22 protein-coding genes and 2 pseudogenes are annotated in these 21,963 nt (G+C 68.9%); 12 read left to right on the forward strand and 12 right to left on the reverse strand.

Translation table 11 applies throughout. The features are described 5' to 3' along the window. The first annotated feature begins 136 nt into the window (after positions 1–136). The 3 genes from FBY40_RS02065 to FBY40_RS02075 all read left to right on the forward strand — a co-directional run bounded on the left by FBY40_RS02065 (position 137) and on the right by FBY40_RS02075 (position 2,215). Positions 137–544 carry a YciI family protein gene (locus FBY40_RS02065; protein ID WP_124292092.1) on the forward strand — a complete coding sequence of 136 codons (408 nt, stop codon included), beginning with the start codon at positions 137–139 and terminating at the stop codon, positions 542–544. Beyond that, positions 541–1,707 (forward strand): RNA polymerase sigma factor, encoded by a 1,167-nt coding sequence (locus FBY40_RS02070; protein ID WP_442922849.1) that lies wholly within the window; start codon positions 541–543, stop codon positions 1,705–1,707. Before FBY40_RS02065 ends, FBY40_RS02070 begins: the two co-directional genes overlap by 4 nt. Before the next feature lie 91 nt (positions 1,708–1,798). Next, complete coding sequence (locus tag FBY40_RS02075; protein ID WP_141936032.1) at positions 1,799–2,215, forward strand: MmcQ/YjbR family DNA-binding protein; 417 nt, start codon at positions 1,799–1,801, stop codon at positions 2,213–2,215. A gap of 128 nt (positions 2,216–2,343) precedes the next feature. Here FBY40_RS02075 and FBY40_RS17625 read toward each other — a convergent pair. Beyond that, positions 2,344–2,505, reverse strand: a pseudogene (locus FBY40_RS17625) (recombinase family protein); the annotation flags it as partial. 59 nt (positions 2,506–2,564) lie between these two features. On the opposite strand from FBY40_RS17625, the gene FBY40_RS02085 reads away from it, so the two are divergent. Continuing rightward, positions 2,565–2,852: a hypothetical protein gene (locus tag FBY40_RS02085; RefSeq protein ID WP_141936034.1), complete on the forward strand. Its 288-nt coding sequence runs from the start codon at positions 2,565–2,567 to the stop codon at positions 2,850–2,852. 1,142 nt (positions 2,853–3,994) lie between these two features. On the opposite strand, the gene FBY40_RS02090 is transcribed toward FBY40_RS02085, so the two are convergent. Further along, entirely contained in the window at positions 3,995–4,351 is a 357-nt protein-coding gene (locus tag FBY40_RS02090; RefSeq protein ID WP_141936036.1) for a DUF5655 domain-containing protein, read from the reverse strand. A gap of 177 nt (positions 4,352–4,528) precedes the next feature. After that, positions 4,529–4,804: a hypothetical protein gene (locus tag FBY40_RS02095; protein WP_141936038.1), complete on the reverse strand. Its 276-nt coding sequence runs from the start codon at positions 4,802–4,804 to the stop codon at positions 4,529–4,531. A gap of 568 nt (positions 4,805–5,372) precedes the next feature. On the opposite strand from FBY40_RS02095, the gene FBY40_RS02100 reads away from it, so the two are divergent. Genes FBY40_RS02100 through FBY40_RS02120 form a run of 5 tightly spaced genes read left to right on the forward strand, consistent with a single transcriptional unit; the run spans position 5,373 to position 9,909 of the window. Continuing rightward, positions 5,373–6,329, forward strand: coding sequence for a nucleotidyltransferase (locus FBY40_RS02100; RefSeq protein WP_141936040.1), 957 nt, complete (start codon positions 5,373–5,375; stop codon positions 6,327–6,329). Then, positions 6,326–6,850 (forward strand): hypothetical protein, encoded by a 525-nt coding sequence (locus tag FBY40_RS02105; RefSeq protein ID WP_235014455.1) that lies wholly within the window; start codon positions 6,326–6,328, stop codon positions 6,848–6,850. The genes FBY40_RS02100 and FBY40_RS02105 overlap by 4 nt, the downstream gene beginning before the upstream one ends. Beyond that, the gene (locus FBY40_RS02110; protein WP_141936042.1) at positions 6,847–8,139 is read left to right on the forward strand and encodes a HesA/MoeB/ThiF family protein; all 1,293 of its coding nucleotides are present in this window, start codon (positions 6,847–6,849) and stop codon (positions 8,137–8,139) included. The genes FBY40_RS02105 and FBY40_RS02110 overlap by 4 nt, the downstream gene beginning before the upstream one ends. Beyond that, the gene (locus tag FBY40_RS02115; RefSeq protein WP_160141330.1) at positions 8,127–8,612 is read left to right on the forward strand and encodes a Mov34/MPN/PAD-1 family protein; all 486 of its coding nucleotides are present in this window, start codon (positions 8,127–8,129) and stop codon (positions 8,610–8,612) included. Before FBY40_RS02110 ends, FBY40_RS02115 begins: the two co-directional genes overlap by 13 nt. Beyond that, entirely contained in the window at positions 8,602–9,909 is a 1,308-nt protein-coding gene (locus tag FBY40_RS02120) for an SAVED domain-containing protein (RefSeq protein WP_141936046.1), read from the forward strand. The genes FBY40_RS02115 and FBY40_RS02120 overlap by 11 nt, the downstream gene beginning before the upstream one ends. A 300-nt stretch (positions 9,910–10,209) precedes the next feature. On the opposite strand, the gene FBY40_RS02125 is transcribed toward FBY40_RS02120, so the two are convergent. The 5 genes and pseudogenes from FBY40_RS02125 to allB form a co-directional block, all read right to left on the reverse strand. Further along, on the reverse strand, positions 10,210–11,472 hold the full coding sequence (locus tag FBY40_RS02125) for an allantoate amidohydrolase (RefSeq protein WP_141936048.1): 1,263 nt from the start codon (positions 11,470–11,472) through the stop codon (positions 10,210–10,212). Next, a complete protein-coding gene (locus FBY40_RS02130) occupies positions 11,454–12,707 on the reverse strand; it encodes a pyridoxal-phosphate-dependent aminotransferase family protein (RefSeq protein ID WP_141936050.1) in 1,254 nt (417 codons plus the stop codon). Before FBY40_RS02130 ends, FBY40_RS02125 begins: the two co-directional genes overlap by 19 nt. Before the next feature lie 34 nt (positions 12,708–12,741). After that, positions 12,742–14,028: an amidase family protein gene (locus FBY40_RS02135; protein ID WP_235015028.1), complete on the reverse strand. Its 1,287-nt coding sequence runs from the start codon at positions 14,026–14,028 to the stop codon at positions 12,742–12,744. Continuing rightward, positions 14,017–15,093: pseudogene (locus FBY40_RS17495) on the reverse strand (acetamidase/formamidase family protein); the annotation flags it as partial. The gene FBY40_RS02135 and the pseudogene FBY40_RS17495, both read right to left, overlap by 12 nt. A gap of 35 nt (positions 15,094–15,128) precedes the next feature. Then, positions 15,129–16,505: an allantoinase AllB gene (gene allB / locus FBY40_RS02140; RefSeq protein ID WP_141936052.1), complete on the reverse strand. Its 1,377-nt coding sequence runs from the start codon at positions 16,503–16,505 to the stop codon at positions 15,129–15,131. A 171-nt stretch (positions 16,506–16,676) separates the two neighbouring features. Between allB and uraD the strand changes: the two genes are divergently transcribed. The 3 genes from uraD to hpxO are packed head-to-tail and all read left to right on the forward strand — an operon-like array spanning position 16,677 to position 18,729. Then, on the forward strand, positions 16,677–17,192 hold the full coding sequence (gene uraD / locus FBY40_RS02145) for a 2-oxo-4-hydroxy-4-carboxy-5-ureidoimidazoline decarboxylase (RefSeq protein ID WP_141936054.1): 516 nt from the start codon (positions 16,677–16,679) through the stop codon (positions 17,190–17,192). A 4-nt stretch (positions 17,193–17,196) separates the two neighbouring features. Further along, positions 17,197–17,532, forward strand: a complete 336-nt coding sequence (gene uraH / locus FBY40_RS02150; RefSeq protein ID WP_141936056.1) for a hydroxyisourate hydrolase — start codon at positions 17,197–17,199, stop codon at positions 17,530–17,532. A gap of 12 nt (positions 17,533–17,544) precedes the next feature. Further along, positions 17,545–18,729 carry an FAD-dependent urate hydroxylase HpxO gene (gene hpxO / locus FBY40_RS02155; protein WP_235014458.1) on the forward strand — a complete coding sequence of 395 codons (1,185 nt, stop codon included), beginning with the start codon at positions 17,545–17,547 and terminating at the stop codon, positions 18,727–18,729. Between the two features lie 22 nt (positions 18,730–18,751). Here hpxO and FBY40_RS02160 read toward each other — a convergent pair whose 3' ends face one another. The 4 genes from FBY40_RS02160 to FBY40_RS02175 form a co-directional block, all read right to left on the reverse strand. After that, entirely contained in the window at positions 18,752–18,970 is a 219-nt protein-coding gene (locus FBY40_RS02160; RefSeq protein ID WP_141936060.1) for an SCO4848 family membrane protein, read from the reverse strand. 272 nt (positions 18,971–19,242) lie between these two features. Next, entirely contained in the window at positions 19,243–20,448 is a 1,206-nt protein-coding gene (locus FBY40_RS02165) for an RNA polymerase sigma factor (protein WP_235014461.1), read from the reverse strand. Further along, complete coding sequence (locus FBY40_RS02170) at positions 20,445–20,822, reverse strand: YciI family protein (RefSeq protein WP_141936062.1); 378 nt, start codon at positions 20,820–20,822, stop codon at positions 20,445–20,447. The genes FBY40_RS02165 and FBY40_RS02170 overlap by 4 nt, the downstream gene beginning before the upstream one ends. Positions 20,823–21,136: 314 nt before the next feature. Continuing rightward, positions 21,137–21,940 carry a MerR family transcriptional regulator gene (locus tag FBY40_RS02175; RefSeq protein WP_141936065.1) on the reverse strand — a complete coding sequence of 268 codons (804 nt, stop codon included), beginning with the start codon at positions 21,938–21,940 and terminating at the stop codon, positions 21,137–21,139. Positions 21,941–21,963: the final 23 nt, after the last annotated feature.

The following is a 21,963-nucleotide window of genomic DNA, read 5'->3' on the forward strand; positions in this document are numbered from 1 at the left end:
GAAGTATACCGAGCAAAGCTTCCGCCGCTGCGGTTGTTCGGAGACGAGCCCTCCGCCCGCGGATGTCGAGAACGCGGCCTCGGTTCCGTCTCCTTCGTGAAGCGGCCAGAATGGGCCGCACGAACGGAAGGCTGACATGCCGAAGTACCTGATGCTCAAGCACTACCGCGGTGGTCGCCCTGCGGTGAACCAGGTTCCGATGGACCAGCTCACGCCGGACGAGTGGAACGCGCACGTCCAGTACATGAAGGACATGGAGCAGCGACTCCTCGCGTCGGGCGAACTCGTCTCCTCGGAGGCACTGTCGATGGACGGCTCGTGGGTGCGCTTCGACGGCGAGGGACGCCCGCCGGTCGTCGACGGCCCCTTCGCCGAGACGAAGGATCTCATCGCGGGCTGGATGCTGATCGAGGTGGACTCATACGATCGCGCGCTCGAGCTCGCCTCGGAGCTCTCCGCGGCGCCGTGGGCCGGCGGCACGCCGCTTGGTGAGTGGCTCGAGCTTCGCGAGGTGATGGGCGCACCCCCGGCAGACGCCGGATGATGATCGCGGATGCCACCGCTCTGCGTCGAGCGATCCCCGAGGTCACCGGCATCCTCGTCGGGCGCGGCGCTGATTTCGCGTCGGCCGAGGATGCCGTCCAGACTGCCCTGGTGCGAGCGCTGGAGCGTCCCGACCTCGACGAGGTTCGAGACATCCGGGCCTGGCTGGTCGCTGTCGCGTGGCGGGCATTTCTCGACCAGGTGCGCAGCGATTCGGCTCGCGCGGCGCGTGAGCAGCGCCACGCCGACGAGCCGGAGGCGGGGCCGGTTCCACAGCGCGAAGACACGCTCGCGATGTACTTCCTGTGCGCGAATCCGGTGCTGACCGCGACATCCTCGATCGCCCTCACGCTACGCGCGGTCGCGGGGCTGACGACCCGCCAGATCGCCGACGCCTTTCTCGTCCCAGAGGCGACGATGGCGCAGCGGATCAGTCGCGCGAAGCAGCGACTCGGTGGCATCCCGCTGGATCAGCCCGGCGACCTCTCTCGAGTGCTGCGCGTTCTCTACCTGCTGTTCAACGAGGGCTACTCGGGCGAGGTGGACCTCTCCCTCGAAGCGATCCGCCTGACGCGTCAGCTCGCCGTGCTCACCGACCACCCCGAGGTCGGCGGCCTGCTCGCACTCATGCTCCTCCACCTTGCGCGGCGGCCCTCTCGAGTGGTCGGCGGCCGGCTCATTCCGCTCGCGGAGCAGAACCGCGCCCTGTGGGACACCCAGTCGATCGCCGAGGGCGTCGACATTCTGCAGAGAGCGCTGGCGCGAGACCTCCTCGGCCAATACCAGGCGCAGGCTGCGATCGCCGCGCTCCACGCGGATGCGTCGAGCGCGTCGCAGACCGACTGGGTGCAGATCGTCGAGTGGTACGACGAGCTCGTCCGTCTCGCTGACTCTCCGGTCATCCGGCTTGGTCGCGCGGTCGCTGTCGGTGAGGCGGATGGTCCGCAGGCAGGCCTCGCGGCGCTCGCCACGGTGGATGCCCAGGTGCCGAGGTTCCACGCGGCGCTCGCCTACATGCACGAACGGGCCGGAGAGGCGGGTGTCGCGGCATCCGAGTATGCAGAGGCGGCGCGCCGAGCGACCAGCGTCCTCGAGCAGCAGTATCTGCTGCGCCAGGCCGATCGGCTCCGTCTCGGAGTGGTGGGCAGACCGTCCAGACGATGAGGTTGACCGACGCCTGAGCGGCTCGCTTTGGAGCAGTCGTCTGCTCGCTTAGAGGGGCGTGGATGTCGCGGGGGCGGCGTAAGCTCCCGCAGTGGCCACCCTCGATGACGTGCGGAGGATCGCCGACAGCCTGCCCGGCAGCGAGGAGCGCACGACGACGGGTGGCATCGCCTGGTTCGTCCGGAGGAAGCCGTATGCGTGGGAGTGCCACCCGTGGCCCAGCATCCCCGACGACATTCGAGCGATTCTCGCAACCGAGCTCGTCGTCGCCGTCAAGGTCGCGGACCGGATCGACGGAATCGCTCTGGTCCAGATGGAGCCCGACGTGTTCCTGCGGACGACCACACCCTGGAGCGAGCCGAAAGTGGCTTTCCGGCTGGCCGCGATCACGGCGGACCATCTCGCCGAGCTCGTGACCGACGCCTGGCGCGTGCAGGCTCCGAAGTATCTTCGCGACGAGTTCGATGCCGTCGCCAACGGCGCAGAGTCGACCGAGCCCGAGGTCTGATGAGCGAGTTGCAGGCTTAGGCCCCGTGGCGCAAGGCGCAGGCTCAGAACGCAGGTTGAGCGAACTGCAGGAGGAGCAGCTGCATGCGGCCGGAGACTGCGCGCGTCGCCGCGGGCACGATCTAGGTTTGTGACGGTCAGCCCGTGATCAACGTAGATGTTCGCGTCGAGGACCCCGAGACGCAACAGTGCGTCGCGTTGCGAGGAGAGGTCCTGGTCGGCGGTGGAGACCCTGGCATAGCCAATCTGAGTTTCATTGATGCCGCCGAGGGTGTCACTTGGTCTGGCGATGCGCGCTCAGGATCCGCGTACCAGCGAACGGAAGTCGATGGACAGCGCAGAATGATGCCGTGGACAAGAATCGGCGGGCGTCGACGCAGCTCATAACCGACGTCCTGCACCTTCTGAACGCTCTCGATCCCTCTGGGCTTGATCCCGGAGACGAAGACGGCGCACCGGCCGACGAGTACAGCCCAGAGGCAACGGCAATAGCGAGCAAGCTACGAGCGAGTGGGCTCATCACCACGGAAGACATCAATATGATCTGGGCCGACTGGTTCGGTGAATCCCTGGCTGCCGACACCGATGGACTCGCAGACTTCGTCAGGGATCTGAACGCGCTGATGAAGCGTCCCTGAGTTGAGGCGAGGTGCCGCCCGGTCGCCGATCGTTCAGCGATCCCGATCAGCCATTACCCCAGCGGCGTTAACTGCGACTGAGGTGTCCGCTAACCGCCGGCACCTCACCCAGCTCGGCGCTGATCAGTCGGTTCGTTGTAGTGGTCGTTCGGTGTATCCGCCTGTGTCCCCGGCCGATTTTGGCGCGTTTCGTAAGGCTCAGGTTCGGGCCGAAAGAACCGCACTACTCGCTGCCAAATTGACGATCTCGCAGTCGTCGAAGCTCCCGTCGTTGGTCACGCCCTACGCGCGCTCGTATCGTGCCGCACGAGCCGCCAAGAACGAGACCTTCGCCGGCTGATCCTAGAGAGACGGGGACTGTCGCGCACGCCAAGGGATACGAGACACAGGTCGCGGTTTGAGCAGGCGTGGGCATGTGGCCCCTGCCGTGCAAATCTCACCAGACGGGTCCTGCGAACAGTCAGGTGACGCGAAGAACTGCTCGGTCACTGACCACGCGAGCTAAGCGAGCCAAACATCTTGCGAGGTACCATCGCGCATGTGCGGACAGACAGGAACGTGACCGGCGGGGCGCGTTCTGACCGTGATCTCGACGCCGTGACCGCAGTGAGAATCGCAGGTGAAGAAGGCGAAGACCTACGTGACGTTGCTGTTGCGTTCGCTTGGTTCTTCTCCTTCCCGCTAGTTGGCATCGCGGCTCCCAGCCTTCCTGGCTCAAGCCTCGCTTTGAGCGCCTCCGGAATCATCGGGATTGTTTGGATCGTGAGCGCCCTGTGGGCTCCTCGATGGGGGCCCGTGACGAGCGCCATCCCCCTTCTCGGAGTCGCCTTCTTCCTCGTGTCACTTTTCGTCGGGAACCTGCTCGTGGGGTACGACCAGCCAACGATCCCTGGCGCGGGTCTGGCACAAGGGGCTGTGATTGCGCTCGTTGTCCTGGCTGCTGCCGGAGGTGCACTATCGACGGTCACGGTCGGGCGTGTGCGGGGCGCAGCGACGCTTGCCCACCTCGCTAGCGGCGTTGGGTTGTTGTTCGTCGTTGGCTGGTCGCTGTTAGCGAGCTAGCGTTGCGTGGTCGGCGCCTCCCTGATCGCCCGCTGGAGGATCGCTTACGAGTGCGCCGCGTGGCCTGAGGTCTGCAAGCGCTACCGGGCAGCCACGTACGCGCGCGTAATCCAGGCCCTTACCTCGTCATCGATCTCATCGACGGCACGCAACTCGAGATGGTGCATGAACACACCTGCCCGCGGTTCGACCACCTCCTTCCACCTCGGGTTCTCGTCGCGCTCGGGCAGCGCCAGCGAAAGCACCAGCGGCGCGCCGCGTTCTCCCAGGTATTGACCGGGTGCCCACGCGATCGCGAACGTTCGTCCGGCACGGAATGCCAGCTGGCTCTTGGACAACTCCTCCGTCACCGTTCCCACCCCGAGGATCACAGCCCGCAGCGCGTTGAGGAGCCCGCGAGAGTCGGCGTGGTCAACGAGGTACTCCTCCAGATTCATGGACACATGGTGTCGGGGACCTCAGAGCGCGAGCAAGGTCACGCCCCGATCCTCGGCGACCGCGGTCGGCACACCGGCTCCGCTATACCGTCGAGGGCGGGCACCGAGGACACCTTTCACGCGCCGCATGGCTCGTCCGCGACGTGGCCCTCCCGTGCAGTGCCCGTGTGGGGATCGCTACCTACTTAGCGTTCGTCCGGCGGGGCCGGAGTATGGGCCTTCACGGACGACATGGCCAGAGTGCTCGACGAGCCGCGCGACGATCTCTGCACGACGCCCGATCATCCAGTCGGCGGTGACGGAGTCCCACTCTTCGTCCGACGGTACGTAGAGCACGAGAGGACTAGCTCCCCACCCGGCGTCGAAAAGGTAGCCGCGGGAACCCTCCCAGTACACGACCTCTTCCTTCCAACGTCCTTGGACCTCAAAGGTTTTGTCGTCGCCGTCTTCCACAGCGGAAGGCTACATCGGGGGATCGGTCGCTAGTCTTCCTGACCGAGCTGCCCGCAGCACGGATCTTCCCGCTCGCGGTCCCGTTATGGCCACTGCACTACAGGGATCCCTAAACGGGAACCGCCCAATTGGGGCACCGTGTGCGCGCTGGCGACGCGCAGGCCCGACGAGTCGTATCCCGGCGTCCATCCCCTAGCCCGGACAAGCATCCGGCGATAATGCGGGCGAACTGACTCTCCCGTCTTCGCGACCCTTGGATTCCTTTTCGTGCTGAGCCCGCTAAGCCACCGTGGCGGGCAGTTTGGGCCGGCGAGCTCGCGGACTATCCCGCCGATGCGGCGATCAGACGTGCTTGTCCCTGAGGTCGGGCGAGAAGGACGCCGGTCACGTGGGAACAAAATCGACCTGCCCGCCGCCATGTAATCGCGCTTTGCTGCTCAAACGTTGCCGGCCATTGTCGCGCTTTCGTCAGTGCCGTACGGGCGTGTGACGCTCCTAGAGGCTGAGACGGGGCCGGGTGTCGGCAGCCCTCACTAGATTTGTGGGAGGGCAAGAGCTGGGGGTCTGGATGAGCGTTTTCGATGCGTTTGGTGCGTTCCAAACGAAGGTCAACGCGGACGTCGAGTCCGTGCGCGAAGCGCGCCGGCGCCGGGATGTATTTCGCGCCGCGTTCTCAAAGGAGGAGGACGTTCTCGAAGTCGTTTCGTCGGGCTCTCTGGCTCGCGGGACTCAGAAGGATCCAATCCACGACGTAGACCTGATCCTGATTTACAGCGCCGATGATCACCCAGAGTGGGGAAACCCGGGCGCGTCCGCGGCGGCGGCATTGGACCACGTTCGCGGCCGAGTGAACACTCTGCTGGGCGCCACTGACGGGAGCCATGACAAAGTGGTGCGACTGGCTCGCTGGCGGAATCACGCTGTGAAATGCTTCCTCGATGACCCGAATGATGAGTCGGGGTTCACTGTCGACGTCATGCCGGCGCTCCGAGTCGGCGACCACCTGATGATCCCCGAGGCCGCTTCGGAGGACTGGGTGCACTGCGACCCCGAGTCGCTGATTGCGGCCGTAGCCACGAAGCACAGCGAGTGGAACAAGTTCGCTGGCACGATCCGGATGCTTAAGCGGTGGGCGAGCGACCAGGACATCAAGATCAAGTCCCTCGTGATGGAGGTCCTCGCTCTCGATCATCTTCCTACCAGCTCGAATCAGCCGGCCGCAGTCAAGCAGTTCTTCGTTGCTGCGACGTATGCGATTGAGGGCTACGAGGAAGTGACCGACCCGGCAGGCTATTGCGGGCCCATCCAGGGAGATCTCGACTACGACGAGTTCGCGAAACGATTGCGCGGGGCGCGTGATCACGCTATCCAAGCAATCCAGGCATCGTCCAATAACGACGCGGACACTGCTCTGTGGCACTGGGGTCAGATCTTTGGTGCAGACTTCCCGCACGACCCAAACCCGGTCAAGGCTGCACCGGCGATGGTCGCACCGCGCCCGGTCAAGGACACTCCTCAGGGATGAGCAACCGTCCTTCGCCGGTCGCGTGGTTCGAGGACGATCCGCACCGGCTTCTCCGTGACAGGGAGGAGATCGGGCAGTTCGCCCCGGAGTTAAGATTCGTGGAGCCGACGACGGCGGCTCCCGGCGGAGGCTGGGTCGGCAAACTGCCCTTGTGGCCATTCGACCGCACTGCTCCCGCGGGTCTTGAAAGCCATTACCAGGACGGCGGGCTGGAACTAGTTGTCAACTACGGTCCGGCATACCCGATGGTGCCACCAGACCTGTGGCCGACGAATCCTTACCCGGAGATCGAGGAGCGAAGCCAAGCCGTGTGGCACGTTCTCCCGTCCGGCGCGTTGTGTCTTCTGCAAAGCGTGGGCCAGTGGCATCCCGAAGCGAGCATTACTCAGATGCTCATGAAGGCGGCGGGATGGAGGCTTGAGTACGCACTGATGAAGGCCGGACGTCTGGAGCGAATGACGGAAAGCGGGATCGTCTCGAACGCGGGTCTTGACGCGTTGCTCGTCGAGGCTGGTGCATGAGAAACGCGCCGCATGTGATGGTTCCCCGCGACGCGCTGAGTAAGATCGCGTCGTCGCTGGAGCGTTCCGGCGACCTTGCCTTCCGCCACGTGCCGTCCGACGACCTATTCGTGGTCTCGGTCGTCGAGACCGCGCCCAGTGTCAGGCAGCAGGTGGACATCCCGAGGCAGTACTCGGCCTTACGGTCGGGCGATGCGCTGTTCCATGGCAAGTGGGTAAGAACCCCGGGCGGTCTCGCCAATCTCACTCATCTCCAGCTTCTGCAACGCCCCGGGACGATGTTGCCGCACGAGGATGCCACAAGCCTGTTCGGGGTCTCCATCAACCCCGGTGCCCAGATCTCGCTCGTCCTTACTCATGATTCCGCCCTGCCGGAGGAACTCCGAAAGGCAGGCGTGCAGGAGTTTGCGGGGTGGGCGGTGACTCGCGAAGGGGCATTCCCCTACCCGACTTCCTTGGAGCCCGAGATTCTTGGTCTCTCACAGTTGAGCGGGCTGTGGCCGTTGGCTGAAACTGCGTCCCTTTCCATCGCTGTCGTCGGGTGCGGAAGCATCGGCAGCGTCGCTGCTGATGCGCTCGCAGGGTACGGCGTCGGCGCGTTGCATCTCATCGACAATGACCGTCTCCTGTGGCATAACCTCATTCGCCACCGGCTAGGCCCGGAAAGCGTCGGTCGGTTCAAATCGGCCGCTCTGGCTGACGCGATACAGGAGCGCTGGACAAACGACAACGTCGTCTCACACCCCATCGACGTCGTTCGCTCGGCCGACGTCTTTCGCAGTGTCATCCGCGAAGTTAACCTCGTCTTGTGCGCAGCGGACGGTATAGCGCCGCGTCGGGTTGTCAGTCACGCCGCTCGGCGAGCAGGGGTTCCGGCCGTCTTGGCCTGCGTCCTCGACCAAGGGGCAATCGGCGAGATCGTACGACTTCGCCCGTCGCCGCGCTTCGGATGCCTCTTGTGTCTGCGGGCGCAGCTGGCTGGAGAGGGCGCAATGGACGCCGAGGCAGATCAGGAACTCGCCTACGGGACCGGCGAGGTTCATCAGCCCATGACGGCGTCTCCTGGAGACCTGCAGGCCGTTGGGATCTTCGCAGCGAAGGCGGCTATCGCCACGCATCTCGAATCACGGTACGGCGACAGTTCACAACTATTGCCGGGTGAGCACGCGGTTCTCGGATTGCGACCTCAACGCGACCTCGTTCCCCCTTTCAACCTTGAGCACGCCGGAGAAGTCCGGTGGTCGTCGATCCCGCCGCCGCGGGAAGGATGCCCAACATGCAATCCGTAGTCCCGATAAGGATCACGCGCTCAGCGCTGCGACTCATAGCGAGCGAAGCGGTCGCGTCCTCGGACGGTAGAGAGACCGGCGGCGTACTGTTGGGGATTTCCGACGGCGAGCACATCACGATCCGCCATGCTGGCGGTCCAGGTCCTGGCGCCAGGAGAACGCCGATGACATTCGACCGCGATCTCGTCTACGCGCAGGATCTCGCAGACGAGGCGTGGGCACGAGATCGAAGTCAATGGATTGGTGAGTGGCACACCCACTCAAGCGGGCCGCTCTTCCCGAGCCCGCGCGACATCAGCTCATACCTCACTCATCTTGCGGACGCCGAACTCGGATTCACTCAGTTCGTATCAGTAATCGTCGGCCCGCCGACGCCCGAGGGAACGCCGATATCTGGGTGGATAGTGCGGTCGGCGCAGACCGTCGCATCGCCGATAGAAGCCATCGAGGAGGACGATTCGCATGCCCACTGACCCTGATTCCGTCAACCCGCGTGACCCCGTCTTTGTCTCGTACCGACACTCCGACGGCAAGCCCATCGCGGCAGAGCTGACGTGGTTGCTGCGTGCCGCGGGGATCCCTGTCTGGCGCGATGTCGATGACCTTCCCCCCGGAGACACACGAGAGCGTCTCCAGCAGGCGATAGATGACGGCATTTCCGGAGCGGTCATCGTAGTCACTCCTGAGATCGCCGCTAGCCCGGTGGTCAGAGAAGTCGAAGCTCCCCGCTTGCTTGACCTACATCGATCTCGACCGGCATTCGCGTTAGGCATCGTCAACGACGTGCACCGGCCCGACGGAGAGCTTGACTACAGTGCGCCCGACCGACTGCTGGGGCTTGAGAGGTCTGAACTCAAGGGTGTCGACCAGCGTGAGACGACGCGGCCTGGCCTGGTGGAGATGGCGAAGCAAATGCTGTGGCATCGAATCGCGTCGCTCCGTCCGGAGATTCTTTCGGAGTCGCGAGCCATTCGTATTTCTATACAGACGCGAAATACGCCGCAGGTGTATGACCGCACTGATGCTGACCTGGATGTTCGACTTCGCCCCTCGACCCACGAAAAGCTGCCGAGCAGGGCGGGCCTCTTGGACCTCATGGAAACGGCTCCATTCCTACCAGACGCTGTCACCCGCTCCGCCGCGCACGGTCTCCACATCGAGGGTGGTGCACACCTGTCGGTAGCCGTCGCACTCGGAGCAATCATCCCGTCGACTCGAATCGGGCCGGTGACCGTCACAGATGGACGCGGTGACGACTGGCGCAGCACCACTGAGGCGCAGATCCCTGACCCTGAGCGTTTGCGCGTTCTTGGCCGATTTGCCGGTCACCGTCCCCTGCCCGAAGACCGACGTGCCGACGTGGCGGCATACGTAGACCTTCAAACTCCACCCAGCAACGCCGCATTTGAGAAGTTCCTACGTGACCATGACGCCATCCTCACCGATTGGGTGCATATCGCCGCCGTCCACGACGGTTTACTCGATGTAGGCGACGCTGGCAACCTCGCCGCGGAAGCAGCGGCCAGGCTCCGCGAGCTTTCTATGTCCAACGGGAACGCACGAGTGCACCTCATGTTCCGGGGTCCGTTTGCGGTCGCCACGCTTATCGGCCGTCTGACAAACACGCTCCGAATCACGTCGTACGAGTATGACGAGTCGCAGTCCCTGAGCGCCCCATTCGTCGGGCCGCGCTACGAGCCCGTCTTGGAGATACGAGCGTCGACACCAACAGGGGCCATCCAAGAAGTCGTAGTGCCCGACCACGCCTGAAAAGTTTGGTGCGTCTTCCTCGGCCGAGTGCTCGGCTACGGATCTCGCGTTGCGAGCGCGAAGGCACTCACACTCTGCCCGGGTCCTTGACCGGGCGTAGTTGCCCCAGGCGTTTGCGCGTTCACAGAGCATGCCGGCCGCGCGGGTGACGTCGCCGGGTGAGGGAACCTCGACGTCCACGACGTTGGTGCACTCGGTGAGTCACCGATTCGCATATGACCCGCCCGGTGACGTGCTCGACGATGGTGCCCCATCCGCGATAAAACAGGGAAACGCGATGAGCCGCTGACAGCGAGCCGATCAGGCGACCGCCCGGGCACGCACCGCCGCGGCCAGCGCACGGATGCCGAGGTCGACGTCGGTGCCCGACACGGCCTCCTCGGGGTGATGGCTGATGCCGTTGGGGTTGCGGAGGAAGAGCATGCCGACCCCCGTCACGGCCGCGAAGGCCATGCCGTCGTGGCCGGCGCGACTGAAGAGCGTCGGCGCCTCCCCTGAGCGGAAAGGCGACACCGACCGGATCCCCTCGCCGACCACGTCCTGCAGCAGCGGGTCGCAGAACACCGCCGACGCCTCGTGCACCTCTCGCGCCGACCACGTCAGGCCTCGGCGCGCCGTGACCGCACCGACCTCGTCTTGGATCACCCGCCACACCCGGTCGCGGTCGCCGTCGAACTCGCCGCGGAGGTCCAACGAGAGGTGCGCGTCGCCGGGCACCACGTTGATCGCCCCGGGGTGGATCTGCAGCTCGCCGACCGTGCCGACGATGTGGTGCTCGGCGCGGCACACCCGCTCGACCGCGAGCGCGATCTCGGCCGCTCCGAGCAATGCGTCACGCCGCCGGTCGTAGGGAGTGCCGCCGGCATGCCGGGCCTCGCCGGCGATGTCGAGCCGGAACCGGCGCGCCGACGCGATCGACGACACCACTGCGAGAGGCTCGTCGCCCTCGTCGAGCTCGGGGCCCTGCTCGATATGCGCCTCGAGGTATCCGACGAGGTCGCCCGAGGCGCGCGCGGCGTCGCCGATGCGTCCCGGGTCAAGACCGAAGTCGAGGAACGCCTCGCGCAGCGTCGCGCCCGCGGCATCCGTCAGCTCCCACCAGGTCGGGTCCCACACGCCCGCGGCTGCCGACGACCCGAGCAGCGCGCGGCCGAACCGCGTGCCCTCCTCATCCCAGAACGCGACGACCTCGAGCGCGAACGGCAGCGTTTCCGCACGCAGCGCGCGCACCACCTCGATGGCCATGAGCACGCCGGCGATCCCGTCGTAGCGGCCCGCATCGGGCACGGTGTCGAGGTGCGAGCCGAGCACGAGCGCCGGCGCCTCACCCGCCGCCGGCCCCGCCCGCCCGATGAGGTTGCCCGCGGCATCCTGTCTCGTGGTCATGCCCGCTTCGCGCATCCACTCCGCCACCAGCCGGTTCACCCGCGCGTGCTCGGGCGAGAGGTACACCCGCTCGATGCCGCCCTCGGCGCTGCTGATGCGCGCGAGCTCATCGCACCGCGCCATCACGCGCTCGGCCGGCGTCATCACGCTCGCGCGCGTCACGCGTGCGCGGTCCACACCGCATCCCCCGCACCCCGGAACACGTCGGTCGCCGCCTCCACCCCGCCCGCGGCGGGCACCGCAACGCCGTGCCGGCGCAGCACCGCCTCGAGCGCGGCAAGGGTCGTGAGCACCGCGTCTTCGCGAGCGTTGTAGCCCATCGTGCCGATCCGCCACACCCGGCCGTGAAGCGGCCCGAACGACGTGCCGATCTCGATGCCGAAGTCCTCCAGCAGGTCGCTGCGCACCGCGTCGCCGACCACGCCGTCGGGGATCTCCACGGCGACCACGTTCGTCATCTTGTGCGCGACGTCGCCGAACACGACGAGTCCGAGGCCCTGCACGCCGGCGAGCATCGCCGCACCGGCGCGCGCATGCCGCGCGAGCACGTTGTCGGCGCCCTCCTCGAGCAGCAGCCGCGCGCACTCGCGCGCGCCGTAGAGCATCGAGGTCGCCTCAGTGTGGTGGTTGAGCCGCCGCGGGCCCCAGTAATCGAGGATCATCCCGAGATCGAAGTAGTTCGAGCGGATGAAATCGGATGCCGCCTCGTCGCCCTCCTCGCGAATGCCGGCCTCGATGCGCTTCCGCGACCGGATGATCTCCACCGCGCGGTCGGACAGGGTCACCGGCGCCGACCCCGAGGGGCCGCCGAGGCACTTCTGCAGGCCCGCGGTGGCGGCATCCAGTCCCCACCCGTCGGCCTCGAACGGGTTGCCGCCGAGCGACGCGGTGGCGTCGGTGTAGAACAGCACCCCGTGGCGGGCGCAGATCTCGCCGACCCCCGCGAGCGGCTGGTTCATCGTCGTCGAGGTGTCGCCCTGCACGAGCGCGAGAAGGGTCGGGCGCACCCGCACCACGGCCTCCTCGATGACGGAGTCGGGGAACACCTGCCCCCACTCGGTCTCGATCGTGTGCACCTCGGCGAGCGCACGCTCGGCGATCTCGGCGAGCAGGTGCCCGAACCGCCCGAAGATCGGCACGAGCACGCGGTCGCCGGGGCGGATGAGCGAGACCAGCACCGCCTCGATCCCCGCCCGAGAGGTGCCGTCGACGAGCACGGTCGCCTCGTTGCGGGTGCGCCACACCTGCCGGTACAGGCCCTGCGTCTCGGTCATCGTCGCGGTCATGAACGGGTCGTACTGGCCGACGAGCGGCGCCGACATCGCCGTCAGCACGCTCGGGTACGCCGAGATCGGGCCCGGGCCCATGAGCAGGCGCGGGGGCGGGGCGATGGGGCCGGGGAGGTGGGTCATGGTGCGTCCTGGGTCAGTGGGCCGGGGGGGTTGGTCATTCCTGAACCGCCTCGGCGAGGCGGCGGGCGAGACGGACGAGGGCGACATCGGTACCGGCGCGCGAGGTGACGCAGACGCCGACGGGTGCCGGCGCTCCGCCACCGGCGGCGACGCGCAGGAGCGGCGCCGACATCGACGGCAGGCCGGCGACAGCCGCGGGTGTCGTCATCCGGAGAGTTGCGGTGCGCGCCGCGTCGATGTCGGCCCCGGCGGCGGTGCGCAGCGGCGCGGGCCCGGGCACCGTCGGCATGAGCAGCACCGCCTCGGCGGCGAGCGCCTGCAGGCGGTCGGCGAGGGGGGCGAGGGCGCGGCGGGCGTCGTCCTCTTCTGCCGGGGTGATTCGGGATGCCGCACGGAACCGCTCCGCGACAGCCGGCCCGAGCGCGCCCGGATGCCCCTCGACCCACTCACCGTGATTGCGCCAGGCCTCGGCGCCCTGCACGGTGCGGAAGGGGACGAGGTAGTCGTCGAGGTCGCCGATCGAGACGGTCGCGACGTCTGCGGCATCCGTCCGCGCCAGCCGCGCGAGCAGCGCCTCGAAGGCTGTACGGGTCTCGGAGTCGGCGGCGTCGAGCACCTCGGAGGGCACGACGAAGCGCCACGGCAGGTCGTCGTCGGAGGCGCCGAAGACGTTCTCGGTCGACTCCGATGAGTCGTAGCTCAGGCACCAGTCGGCCACCCGCTGCAGGGTGTCTCCGTCGCGCGCGAGCCACCCGACCGTGTCGAACGACTGAGCGAGGGGCACGAGGCCCTGCCGGGGGACGAGACCGTGCGTGGTGCGGAGGCCCCACAGGCCCTGGTACGACGCAGGCACGCGGATCGACCCAGCGGTGTCGGTGGCGAGGCCCACCTCGGCGTGACCCAGGGCGACGGCGGCAGCGGGTCCGCTCGACGAGCCGCCGGGCAGTCCACCGGGGGCGGCGGGGTTCGGCGGGGTGCCGTAGTGGGCGTTGTCGCCGGCGACGCTGTACGCGAACTCGTCGGTGCGTGCGATGCCGCGCAGCGACGCTCCGCCGCGAAGGAGGTCGGTGACCGCGGGCGCGGTGGTCTTCTCGGGCCGGGCCTCGTCGAGGAAGACGGGATTGCCCGCCCCGATGCGGTACCCCGCGATGGCGAAGAGGTCTTTCACCGCGACGGTGAGACCCCCGAGCGGGCCCTCCCACGCGCCCTGCCAGAGCGGGTCGCCGACGGTGCGCCACACGGTGCGGTCGAAGGGGGCGGAAGCGGCGACCTCGTGCGACGCCGGGCCGGCGGCATCCGTCCGTCCCTCGAAATCCGACACCCGGATGCGGGCATGCACGCCGCAGACGATGTCGACCACCTGCGAGATGTCGAAATCGGTCGCGGCGCTGAGGTAGGCGTAGGCGAGGTGCTCGGCCATGCCGTACCGCGTCTCGATGAGGGTGAGCGCCGCGCGCACGCAGCGACGCATCGCCTCGTTCAGGTCGGGGTCGAGCCCCGTCGGCACAAGGTAGTCGGGCGTGCGCACGAGAGGGCCGCCCAGCTCACCGAACTCGACCAGCGCCTGCGCGCGCGGGATCACGTCGAAGCGGAGCGTCGCGCGCAGCGACGCCTCGAGCGCCGTCAGCGCGACCTCGCCATCGCCCTGCGCGAAGTGCGGATCGCCGACGTAGGCGAGCGCACCCTCGACCTGGACGGGGAGGTACAGCGCCGTCCCCTCGACGAGGAGGTTGATGTCGATGTTGCCGCCGTGCGATCCGGGCGGCACCGAGTGGGGGCGCTCGGGTCCGGTGACGGCGACCCCCATCGTGCCGAGGAACGGCGCGAGGGGGAACGACACCGTCCGGTCGCCGCCGTCGACGATCGGCAGCAGTCCGAAGAGCCGGCCGTCGCGCCGCTCGACCGGGGTGAAGACGCTCACATGCCAGTCGCCTCGCGGCAGCTCGCCGACGAGCGCTCCCTTGCCGTGCCGGTTGGAGATCACGCCGTACGGCACGCGCGGGGCGAGCTTCTCCACGGTGATGCGCAGCACGTCGCCGGGCGCCGCGCCCTCGACGAAGACAGGCCCGGTCACCACGTGAGGACCGTCGGTCGCGGGGTCGCGCGAGAGCTGCGCGGCGATCGCGATCGCGTCGTCCAGCACGGCGTCGGGCGCCACGCCCTGACCGGTGAAGTAGCCCAGCGGGTCTTTCCCGTGGTCTTCGAGGATGCCCTCGTGGCTGACGGTGTCGATCGTGACCGACTCACCCGAGCGGATCCGCAGCACCGGTGCATCCGTCTCGCAGGGGAGGCGCCCCCACAGCACCGTCTCGGGCGTCGCGCGCAGATAGTGGTCGCCGGGGATCGCGCCGACGCCCGGCTGCAGGATCGGCGTCACCGCGAGCATGTCCTCATCCCACCGCGCGCGCTCATCCCACACCATCAGGCGACCCCCCGCGACAGGAGGCGACCGCCGGGCGCCCCACGGAACTGCGGCGCCTCGCCCGGCCCTCCCTCGGTCACGTCGAACACCGACCGGCCGTGCAGCCATGTTCGTCGGATGCGGCCGCGCAACACACGGTTCTCGTAGGCCGTGATGGGGTTCTTGTGCAGCAGCTCTGCGGCTCTGATCGGGTACGGATCGTCGGCGCCGAAGACGGTCAGGTGCGCCGGGGCGCCCGGCTCGATGACCCCGGCCGAGAGGCCGGCGACGCGCGCAGGCCCCGTCGTGAAGAGCGGCAGGAGGGTCTCCAACGGGATGCCGCGCCGGCGCGCCTCGGTCCACACCGCCGAAAGCCCCACCTGAAGACCCGAGATGCCACCCCACGCGAGGCCGAAGTCGCCGTCGCCGGTGCGCTTGAGGTCAACAGTGGAGGGCGAGTGGTCGCTGACGATGGCGTCGACCGTGCCGTCGACGATCCCCTCCCACAGCCGGTCGCGGTTCGCGGCATCCCGGATCGGCGGACAGCACTTGAACTCGGGCGACCCGGGCGGAATCTCCTCGGCCGAGATCGTGAGGTAATGCGGGCAGGTCTCGACCGTCAGGTCGACGCCCTCGGCCTTCGCGCGGCGGATGGCGGGGAGGGAGCCCGCGTCGCTCAAGTGCAGGATGTGCGCGCGGGCGCCGGAGCGGCGGGCCTCGGCGATGACCGTCTCGATGGCCGAGGCCTCGCTCGCGGCGGGCCGCGAGGCGAGGAACGCGGCGTAGTCCCGGCCGATCGCGCCGTCGGCGTGGAGGTGCGCGGGGTCTTCGGCGTGGACGATGAGCCGCGAGCCGAGTGCGGCGATCTCGTCCATCGCCGCCGCGAGCTCGGCGCGGTCGAGGTGACCGAACTCGGGGACGCCCGAGGGAGAGAGGAAGCACTTGAACCCGTACACGCCCTCGTCGTGCAGCGGCTCGAGGGCACCGAGGTTCTCGGGCACCGCGCCACCCCAGAACCCGACGTCGATGTAGGCCGACGGGGCGGCTGCGGCCTTCTTAACGGCGAGCGCGTCGGCCGTGATCGTCGGTGGCAGGGAGTTCAGGGGCATGTCGACGATCGTCGTCACCCCGCCGGCCGCGGCGGCGAGGGTCGCCGAGCGGAATCCCTCCCACTCGGTGCGACCGGGTTCGTTGACGTGCACATGCGAATCGACGAGGCCCGGCAGCAGCACCGCGTCATCCGGGACGATGTGGGCGCCCCGCGCGGGTCCCGACGGATCGTCGACCCGGGTGATGACGCCGTCGACGTACTCGACGTCGGCGGGGCGGAAGCGGCCAGCCACCCACGCGCGCGCGGCGCGGATGACACCGCTGCCGGCGCTTCGGGGGTCGGCCATCGGCGCTCCTTCGTCGGGTCCGCCGCGCGGCGGATGCCCCATCCTCCCCCCGCCGCGTTTCGTCGATGTGAACGGCGGTGCGGCAACGCGATGTTTACACGAGGGAAACCGAAACGTGTCGGCGCGCTTCGTAGCGTGAGCCTCCAGCAGCACCCCCGCGGGAGGACCGTCATGCGCATCGGCGACTTCAACGCCCTCGACGAGGGCGAAGCGCGCGATCTGGTGAGCCTGTGGGCGGCGATCCCGCGGTGGGTGACTGCGGTGCTCGCGGGGCGCCCGTACCCCACGCGCGAGGCGTTGGAAGAGACGGCAGCGACCGAGGCCGCGACCTGGGACGCCGCCGATCTCGACCAGGCGCTGGCGCAGCATCCCCGGATCGGCGAGCGCCGCGAGGGCGACGACCCTTCCGCGACCGCGTCGCGTCGGGAGCAGGCCGCGATGACGGATGCCGCTTCCGACGTCGCCCAGCGGATCGCGGCCGGCAACACCCGGTACGAGGCCCGGTTCGGGCGCGTGTTCCTCATCCGGGCCCGCGGGCGCTCGGCCGAGGAGATGCTCGCCGAGCTCGAGCGGCGCCTGGCGAACACCCCCGAGTCGGAGGTCGCCGAGGCGGCGGGCCAGCTGGCCGAGATCGCTCTGCTGCGGCTGCGCGAGACCGTGTCGGCCGAGCGGGTGGCGTCAGGATGATGCCATGACCGGCCAGCTCACCACCCACGTCCTCGATGCCTCCACCGGCTTCCCCGCGAGCGGGGTCGCCGTCGTCCTGTCGAAAATGGGCGACGAGCCGCGCATCGTGCAGATCGCGTCGGGCGAGACCGACCTCGACGGGCGCCTCAGCCTCGGGCCCGAGTTCCTCGACCACGGCACCCACGTGCTGAGCTTCGCCACCGGGGCGTACTACGCCGGTCTGGGCGTCGACACCTTCTACCCGTCGGTGACGGTCACGTTCCGCGTCACCGACGACACGCACCTGCACGTGCCGCTGCTGCTGAGCCCCTTCTCCTATTCCACCTACCGCGGGAGCTGAAACGTGAAGGTCGTGATCATCGGAGCCGGTATCGGAGGCACGAGCGCGGGGATCGCGCTCGCCCGGCACGGGCACGACGTGGTGATCTACGACCGGATGCGACAGAACCGACCGGTCGGCGCCGCCCTCTCGCTGTGGTCGAACGGCGTGAAGGTGCTCAACTGGCTGGGCCTCGGCGAGGAGGTCGCGCGCCTCGGCGGCCGGATGGATCACATGGCCTACCACGACGGCCACACCGGCGATCAGCTATGCCGCTTCAGCCTCGCACCGGTGACCGCGCACACCGGACAGCGGCCCTACCCCGTCTCGCGCGCCGAGCTGCAGGCGCTGCTCATGGACACCTTCGGGCTCGACCGGGTCCACCTCGGGCACGAGCTCGTCGGGATTCGCGAGGAGGGCGAGAAGGTGATCGCCGTCTTCGCCGACGGTTCCACCGACACCGCCGACCTGCTCATCGGCGCCGACGGGGCGCGCTCCCTCACCCGCGACTGGATCACCCGGGCCGATGAGGGCGGCTTCCGCGTCGAGCGGCAGTACTCCGGCTACACGAACTTCAACGGGCTGGTGGCGGCTTCTCCCGCGATCGCGCCGCTCGATCAGTGGACGACCTGGGTCGCCGAGGGCAAGCGCGCCGCGGTGATGCCCGTCGCCGACGACCGGTTCTACTTCTGGTTCGACATCCCGCAGCCGGCGGGGCTCCCGTACGAGCGGGAGGATGGCGTCGCGCCTCTCGAAGCCGCCTTCGGGCACTGGTCGCCCGAGGTGCGGCGGCTGATCAGCGGCATCCGTCCTGCGGAGTCTTTGAACCGGGTGGAGATCTGGGACATCGATCCGCTGCACACGTGGACGCGCGGGCGCGTGGCGATCCTCGGCGACGCGGCCCACAACACCGCGCCCGACATCGGGCAGGGCGCGTGCTCGGCGCTCGAAGACAGCTTCGCGCTGGCGATCAGCCTCACCACGCACACCGTGGGGGTCGAGGACTCGCTCCGCCGCTACGAGAAGATGCGCACCGAGCGTGCGGGAGAGCTCGTGCTGCGGGCGCGCAAGCGCGGGGAAGAGACCCACGGCTACGACCCGTCGATCACCGCCGCCTGGTACGAGAGCCTGCGCGGCACCGACGGCACCGCGATCATCCGGGGGATCATCGGCAACATCGAGGGCAGCCCGATCAACCTCGGGGTAGGGCTGCTGTAGCTGCTCGGGTCGGACCCTCAGGTCAGGCGATGACGAGCAGGGCGATGCCCGTCCCGACGCTCACGACCGCCAGCACCAGGGCGAGCGTGATCAGCACGACGTGCACCCGGTAGAACGCCGTGCGGCGCCCGTCGGTGCCGCGGGCGCGGGGGTCGTTCGCGATGCGCGGGTAGAACCTCGGCCACACGACGGCGTTGAAGAGCGCGTTGACGAAGAGGACGATCGCAGCAAGCACCAGCACCGCTCGATCGTATGACGGATGCCGCGGCGCGGCGCCCGTGCCCGGTCGTTGAGCGAGCACAGCGGGTCGAAACGCGGCGCCCCCGCCCCGGTCGTTGAGCGAGCGGAGCGGATCGAAACGCGCCCACCCCGGTCGTTGAGCGAGCGGAGCGAGTCGAAACGCGGCGCCCCCGCCCCGGTCGTTGAGCGAGCGGAGCGAGTCGAAACGCGGCGCTGTCCGGTGGGCGTTTCGTCTCGTCGCTTCGCTCCTCGCTCACCGATCAGGCGTCCTCCCTACGGCGCTCCCGCCGCGTCGAGGAACCAGCGGCGCTCTGCGCCGTTGCGCGTCAACCCCGCGGCGCGCTCGTACTCGCGCCGCGCCTCCGAGGTCCGCCCCGCCCGATCCAGAAGGTGTGCGCGCACCGCCGCGACGCGAAGCGGCGAGGCCCGCCCCTCCCACGCAGCGACGATCTGCAAACCGGCCGCGGGGCCCGCCACCTCCCCCATCGCGACGGCGCGGCCGAGCTCGCTCACCGGTCCCGGGTCGAGGCGGCGGAGCACCTCGTAGAGTCCGAGGATCTGCCGCCAGTCGGTGTCGGCCGCGGTTGCGGCCTCGTCGTGGACCGCGGCGATGGCGGCGCGTACCTGATAGCGTCCGGCGGCGCGGAGCGCGAGGGCGGCGGTGAGCAGCTCGGCGCCCTCGGCGATGAGGTCGGCGCGCCACCGCGTTCGGTCCTGCTGGGCGAGCGGGATGAGCACACCCTCGCCATCGACGCGCGCAGGCCCCCGCGCGTCGGTGAGGAGCATGAGCGCCACCAGACCCATGGCCTCGGGTCGCCACGGATCGCCGGGACGACTGAGAGAGAGGAGCAGCCGGGCGAGGCGCAGCGCCTCGGCACCGAGGAGGGGTCGTGCGATCTCCTCACCCTCGGCCGCAGAGTGCGCCTCGGTGTGGATGAGGCTCAGGACGTCCAGGAGCACGGGGACGCGGTCGGCCAAGGGGCCACCGGCGTCGAGCGTGACCCCGCGAAGCGACGCCTTCGCCCGCGAGATCCGCTGCGCGACCGTCGACTCCGTCGAAAGCAGGCCGCGCGCGATCTCGCGGGTCGTGAGCCCACCGACGCAGCGCAGGGTGAGCGCCATCTGCGACGCGCGAGACAGCGACGGGTGACAGCAGAGCAGGAAGAGGCGCAGAGTGTCGTCGACCTGCGCGACGGGCCCGCCGGGCTCCTCTCGCGCGGTCCTCTCCTCGCGCGCCCGCCGCGCGGCATCCGATCGGACCGCATCGACGTACCGGCGCGACGCGACCGACACCAGCCACGCCGCGGGGTTGTCGGGAACGCCCTCGCGCGGCCACTGCGTCCAGGCGGCGGCGAGCGCCTCCTGCACCGCGTCTTCCGCGTCGTCGAAGCCGCCCGTGCGCCGCACCATCACCGCGAGCGCCCGCGGTGCAGCCGACCGCGCGGCGGCGGTCACCGCCCCGAGCGGCGCCGGGTTCACGTGTTCTCGGCGAAGTCCGCGTCGGTCCAGATGCGGGCGATGCGCATCCCGCCCGGCACGACGGCCTCGGGAAACCGCGCGGCGATCTCGGTGGCGCGGGCCTCGTCGGCGACATCCACGAGGTAGTAGCCCGACACCACCTCGGTCAGCTCCGGCAGCGGTGCATCGGTGACGACCGGGCCGTCGGCACCGCGCAGGACGTGCTTCTGGGCGGCGGTGTCGAGCGCCTCCGAGGAGACGAGCTCCCCCGTGGACTGAAGGTCGGACACGACGTCCCAGTAGACCTGGAACGCCGCCGCGCGCTCGTCGTCGGACATCTTCGCGAACAGGTCGATCACGGCCGGGCTGTTGTGGATCAGGATCAGGTACTGCATCGGAACTCCCTCACTTCCGGCCGCCGGGCGCGGCCCTCTCAGTGTGTCGGAGCCGCCTCGCCGATTTCGACACCCGTCGGGGCGCCCGAGCGGGCGGTCTCGCACCGAGACCCACCTCCCGCGCCGAGACCTACCGTGGCGCGGTAGGTCTCGGCGGGGATGGTGGGTCTCGGCGGGGACGGAACGCCGCACCGCGCGTTTCGTCTCGTCGCTTCGCTCCTCGCTCAACGACCGGTGAACGCCCGCCCTGCCCCGGTCGTTGAGCGAGCGCAGCGAGTCGAAACGGCGCCGACCCTCCGCGTCCCGCCCCAGGGTCAGGCGACCGGCTGCTGCAGATCGACGACCCAGCGGGTGCCGCCCGGATCCATCGGCGTTTCGAGGTACACCTCGCGGGCCGGTCCCGCGACCGACAGCCCCCGCCGCTCGCCCTCGGCGACGAGGTCCTGCCACGCGCGCTGGATCCCCAGCAGGTCGTCGGCCTCGTACCGCCCGGTGAGGGCACGGGATGCCGCGGGCACGGTCGCCCGCTCGAGCCCCGGCGGGGTCGCGGCATCCCCGATCTGCTCCGCCGCGGCGGCGATCATGCCGTCGCCGTCGGTGGTGTAGATCGCCACGCCGGGCCCGGTGTGCGCGGCGCCCGCCGCGGCGATCGCTTCGTTCACGCGCGTGAACATGTAGCCGATCTCGGCCTCGATCTGCGACATCTCCTCGATGCGCGCGGTCTGCTGCACCACGTGCAGTTCGGGCAGGGCGGTTTCGATGTATTCCGTCATGGGAATCTCCTTCTGGATGACGCGGAGACGCGCCTCGACCGCCGCGAGCCGATGCCGGTCTGCGGCGATCTGCGACCGCAGCTCCTCGCGCCGCTCACGCAGGAGGAGCGCGACGTCCTCCTGTGAGAGGCCGCCGTCCAGCATCCGTCCGACCTGATCCAGGGTGAACCCGAGGTCCTTCAGAGCGACGATGCGGTTGGCGCGCTCGAGCTGGCCGACGCCGTACGAGCGGTAGCCGCTCCAGGGGTCGACGCGCTCGGGCGTGAGGAGACCGAGGTGGTCGTAGTGACGCAGCATCCGGACCGACACTCCGGCCAGCCGGGCGAATTCTCCGATGCTCAACATGGTGATTCCACGACAGAGCCTGA

The organism is Microbacterium sp. SLBN-154, assembly GCF_006715565.1.
Classification (GTDB): Bacteria; Actinomycetota; Actinomycetes; order Actinomycetales; family Microbacteriaceae; genus Microbacterium.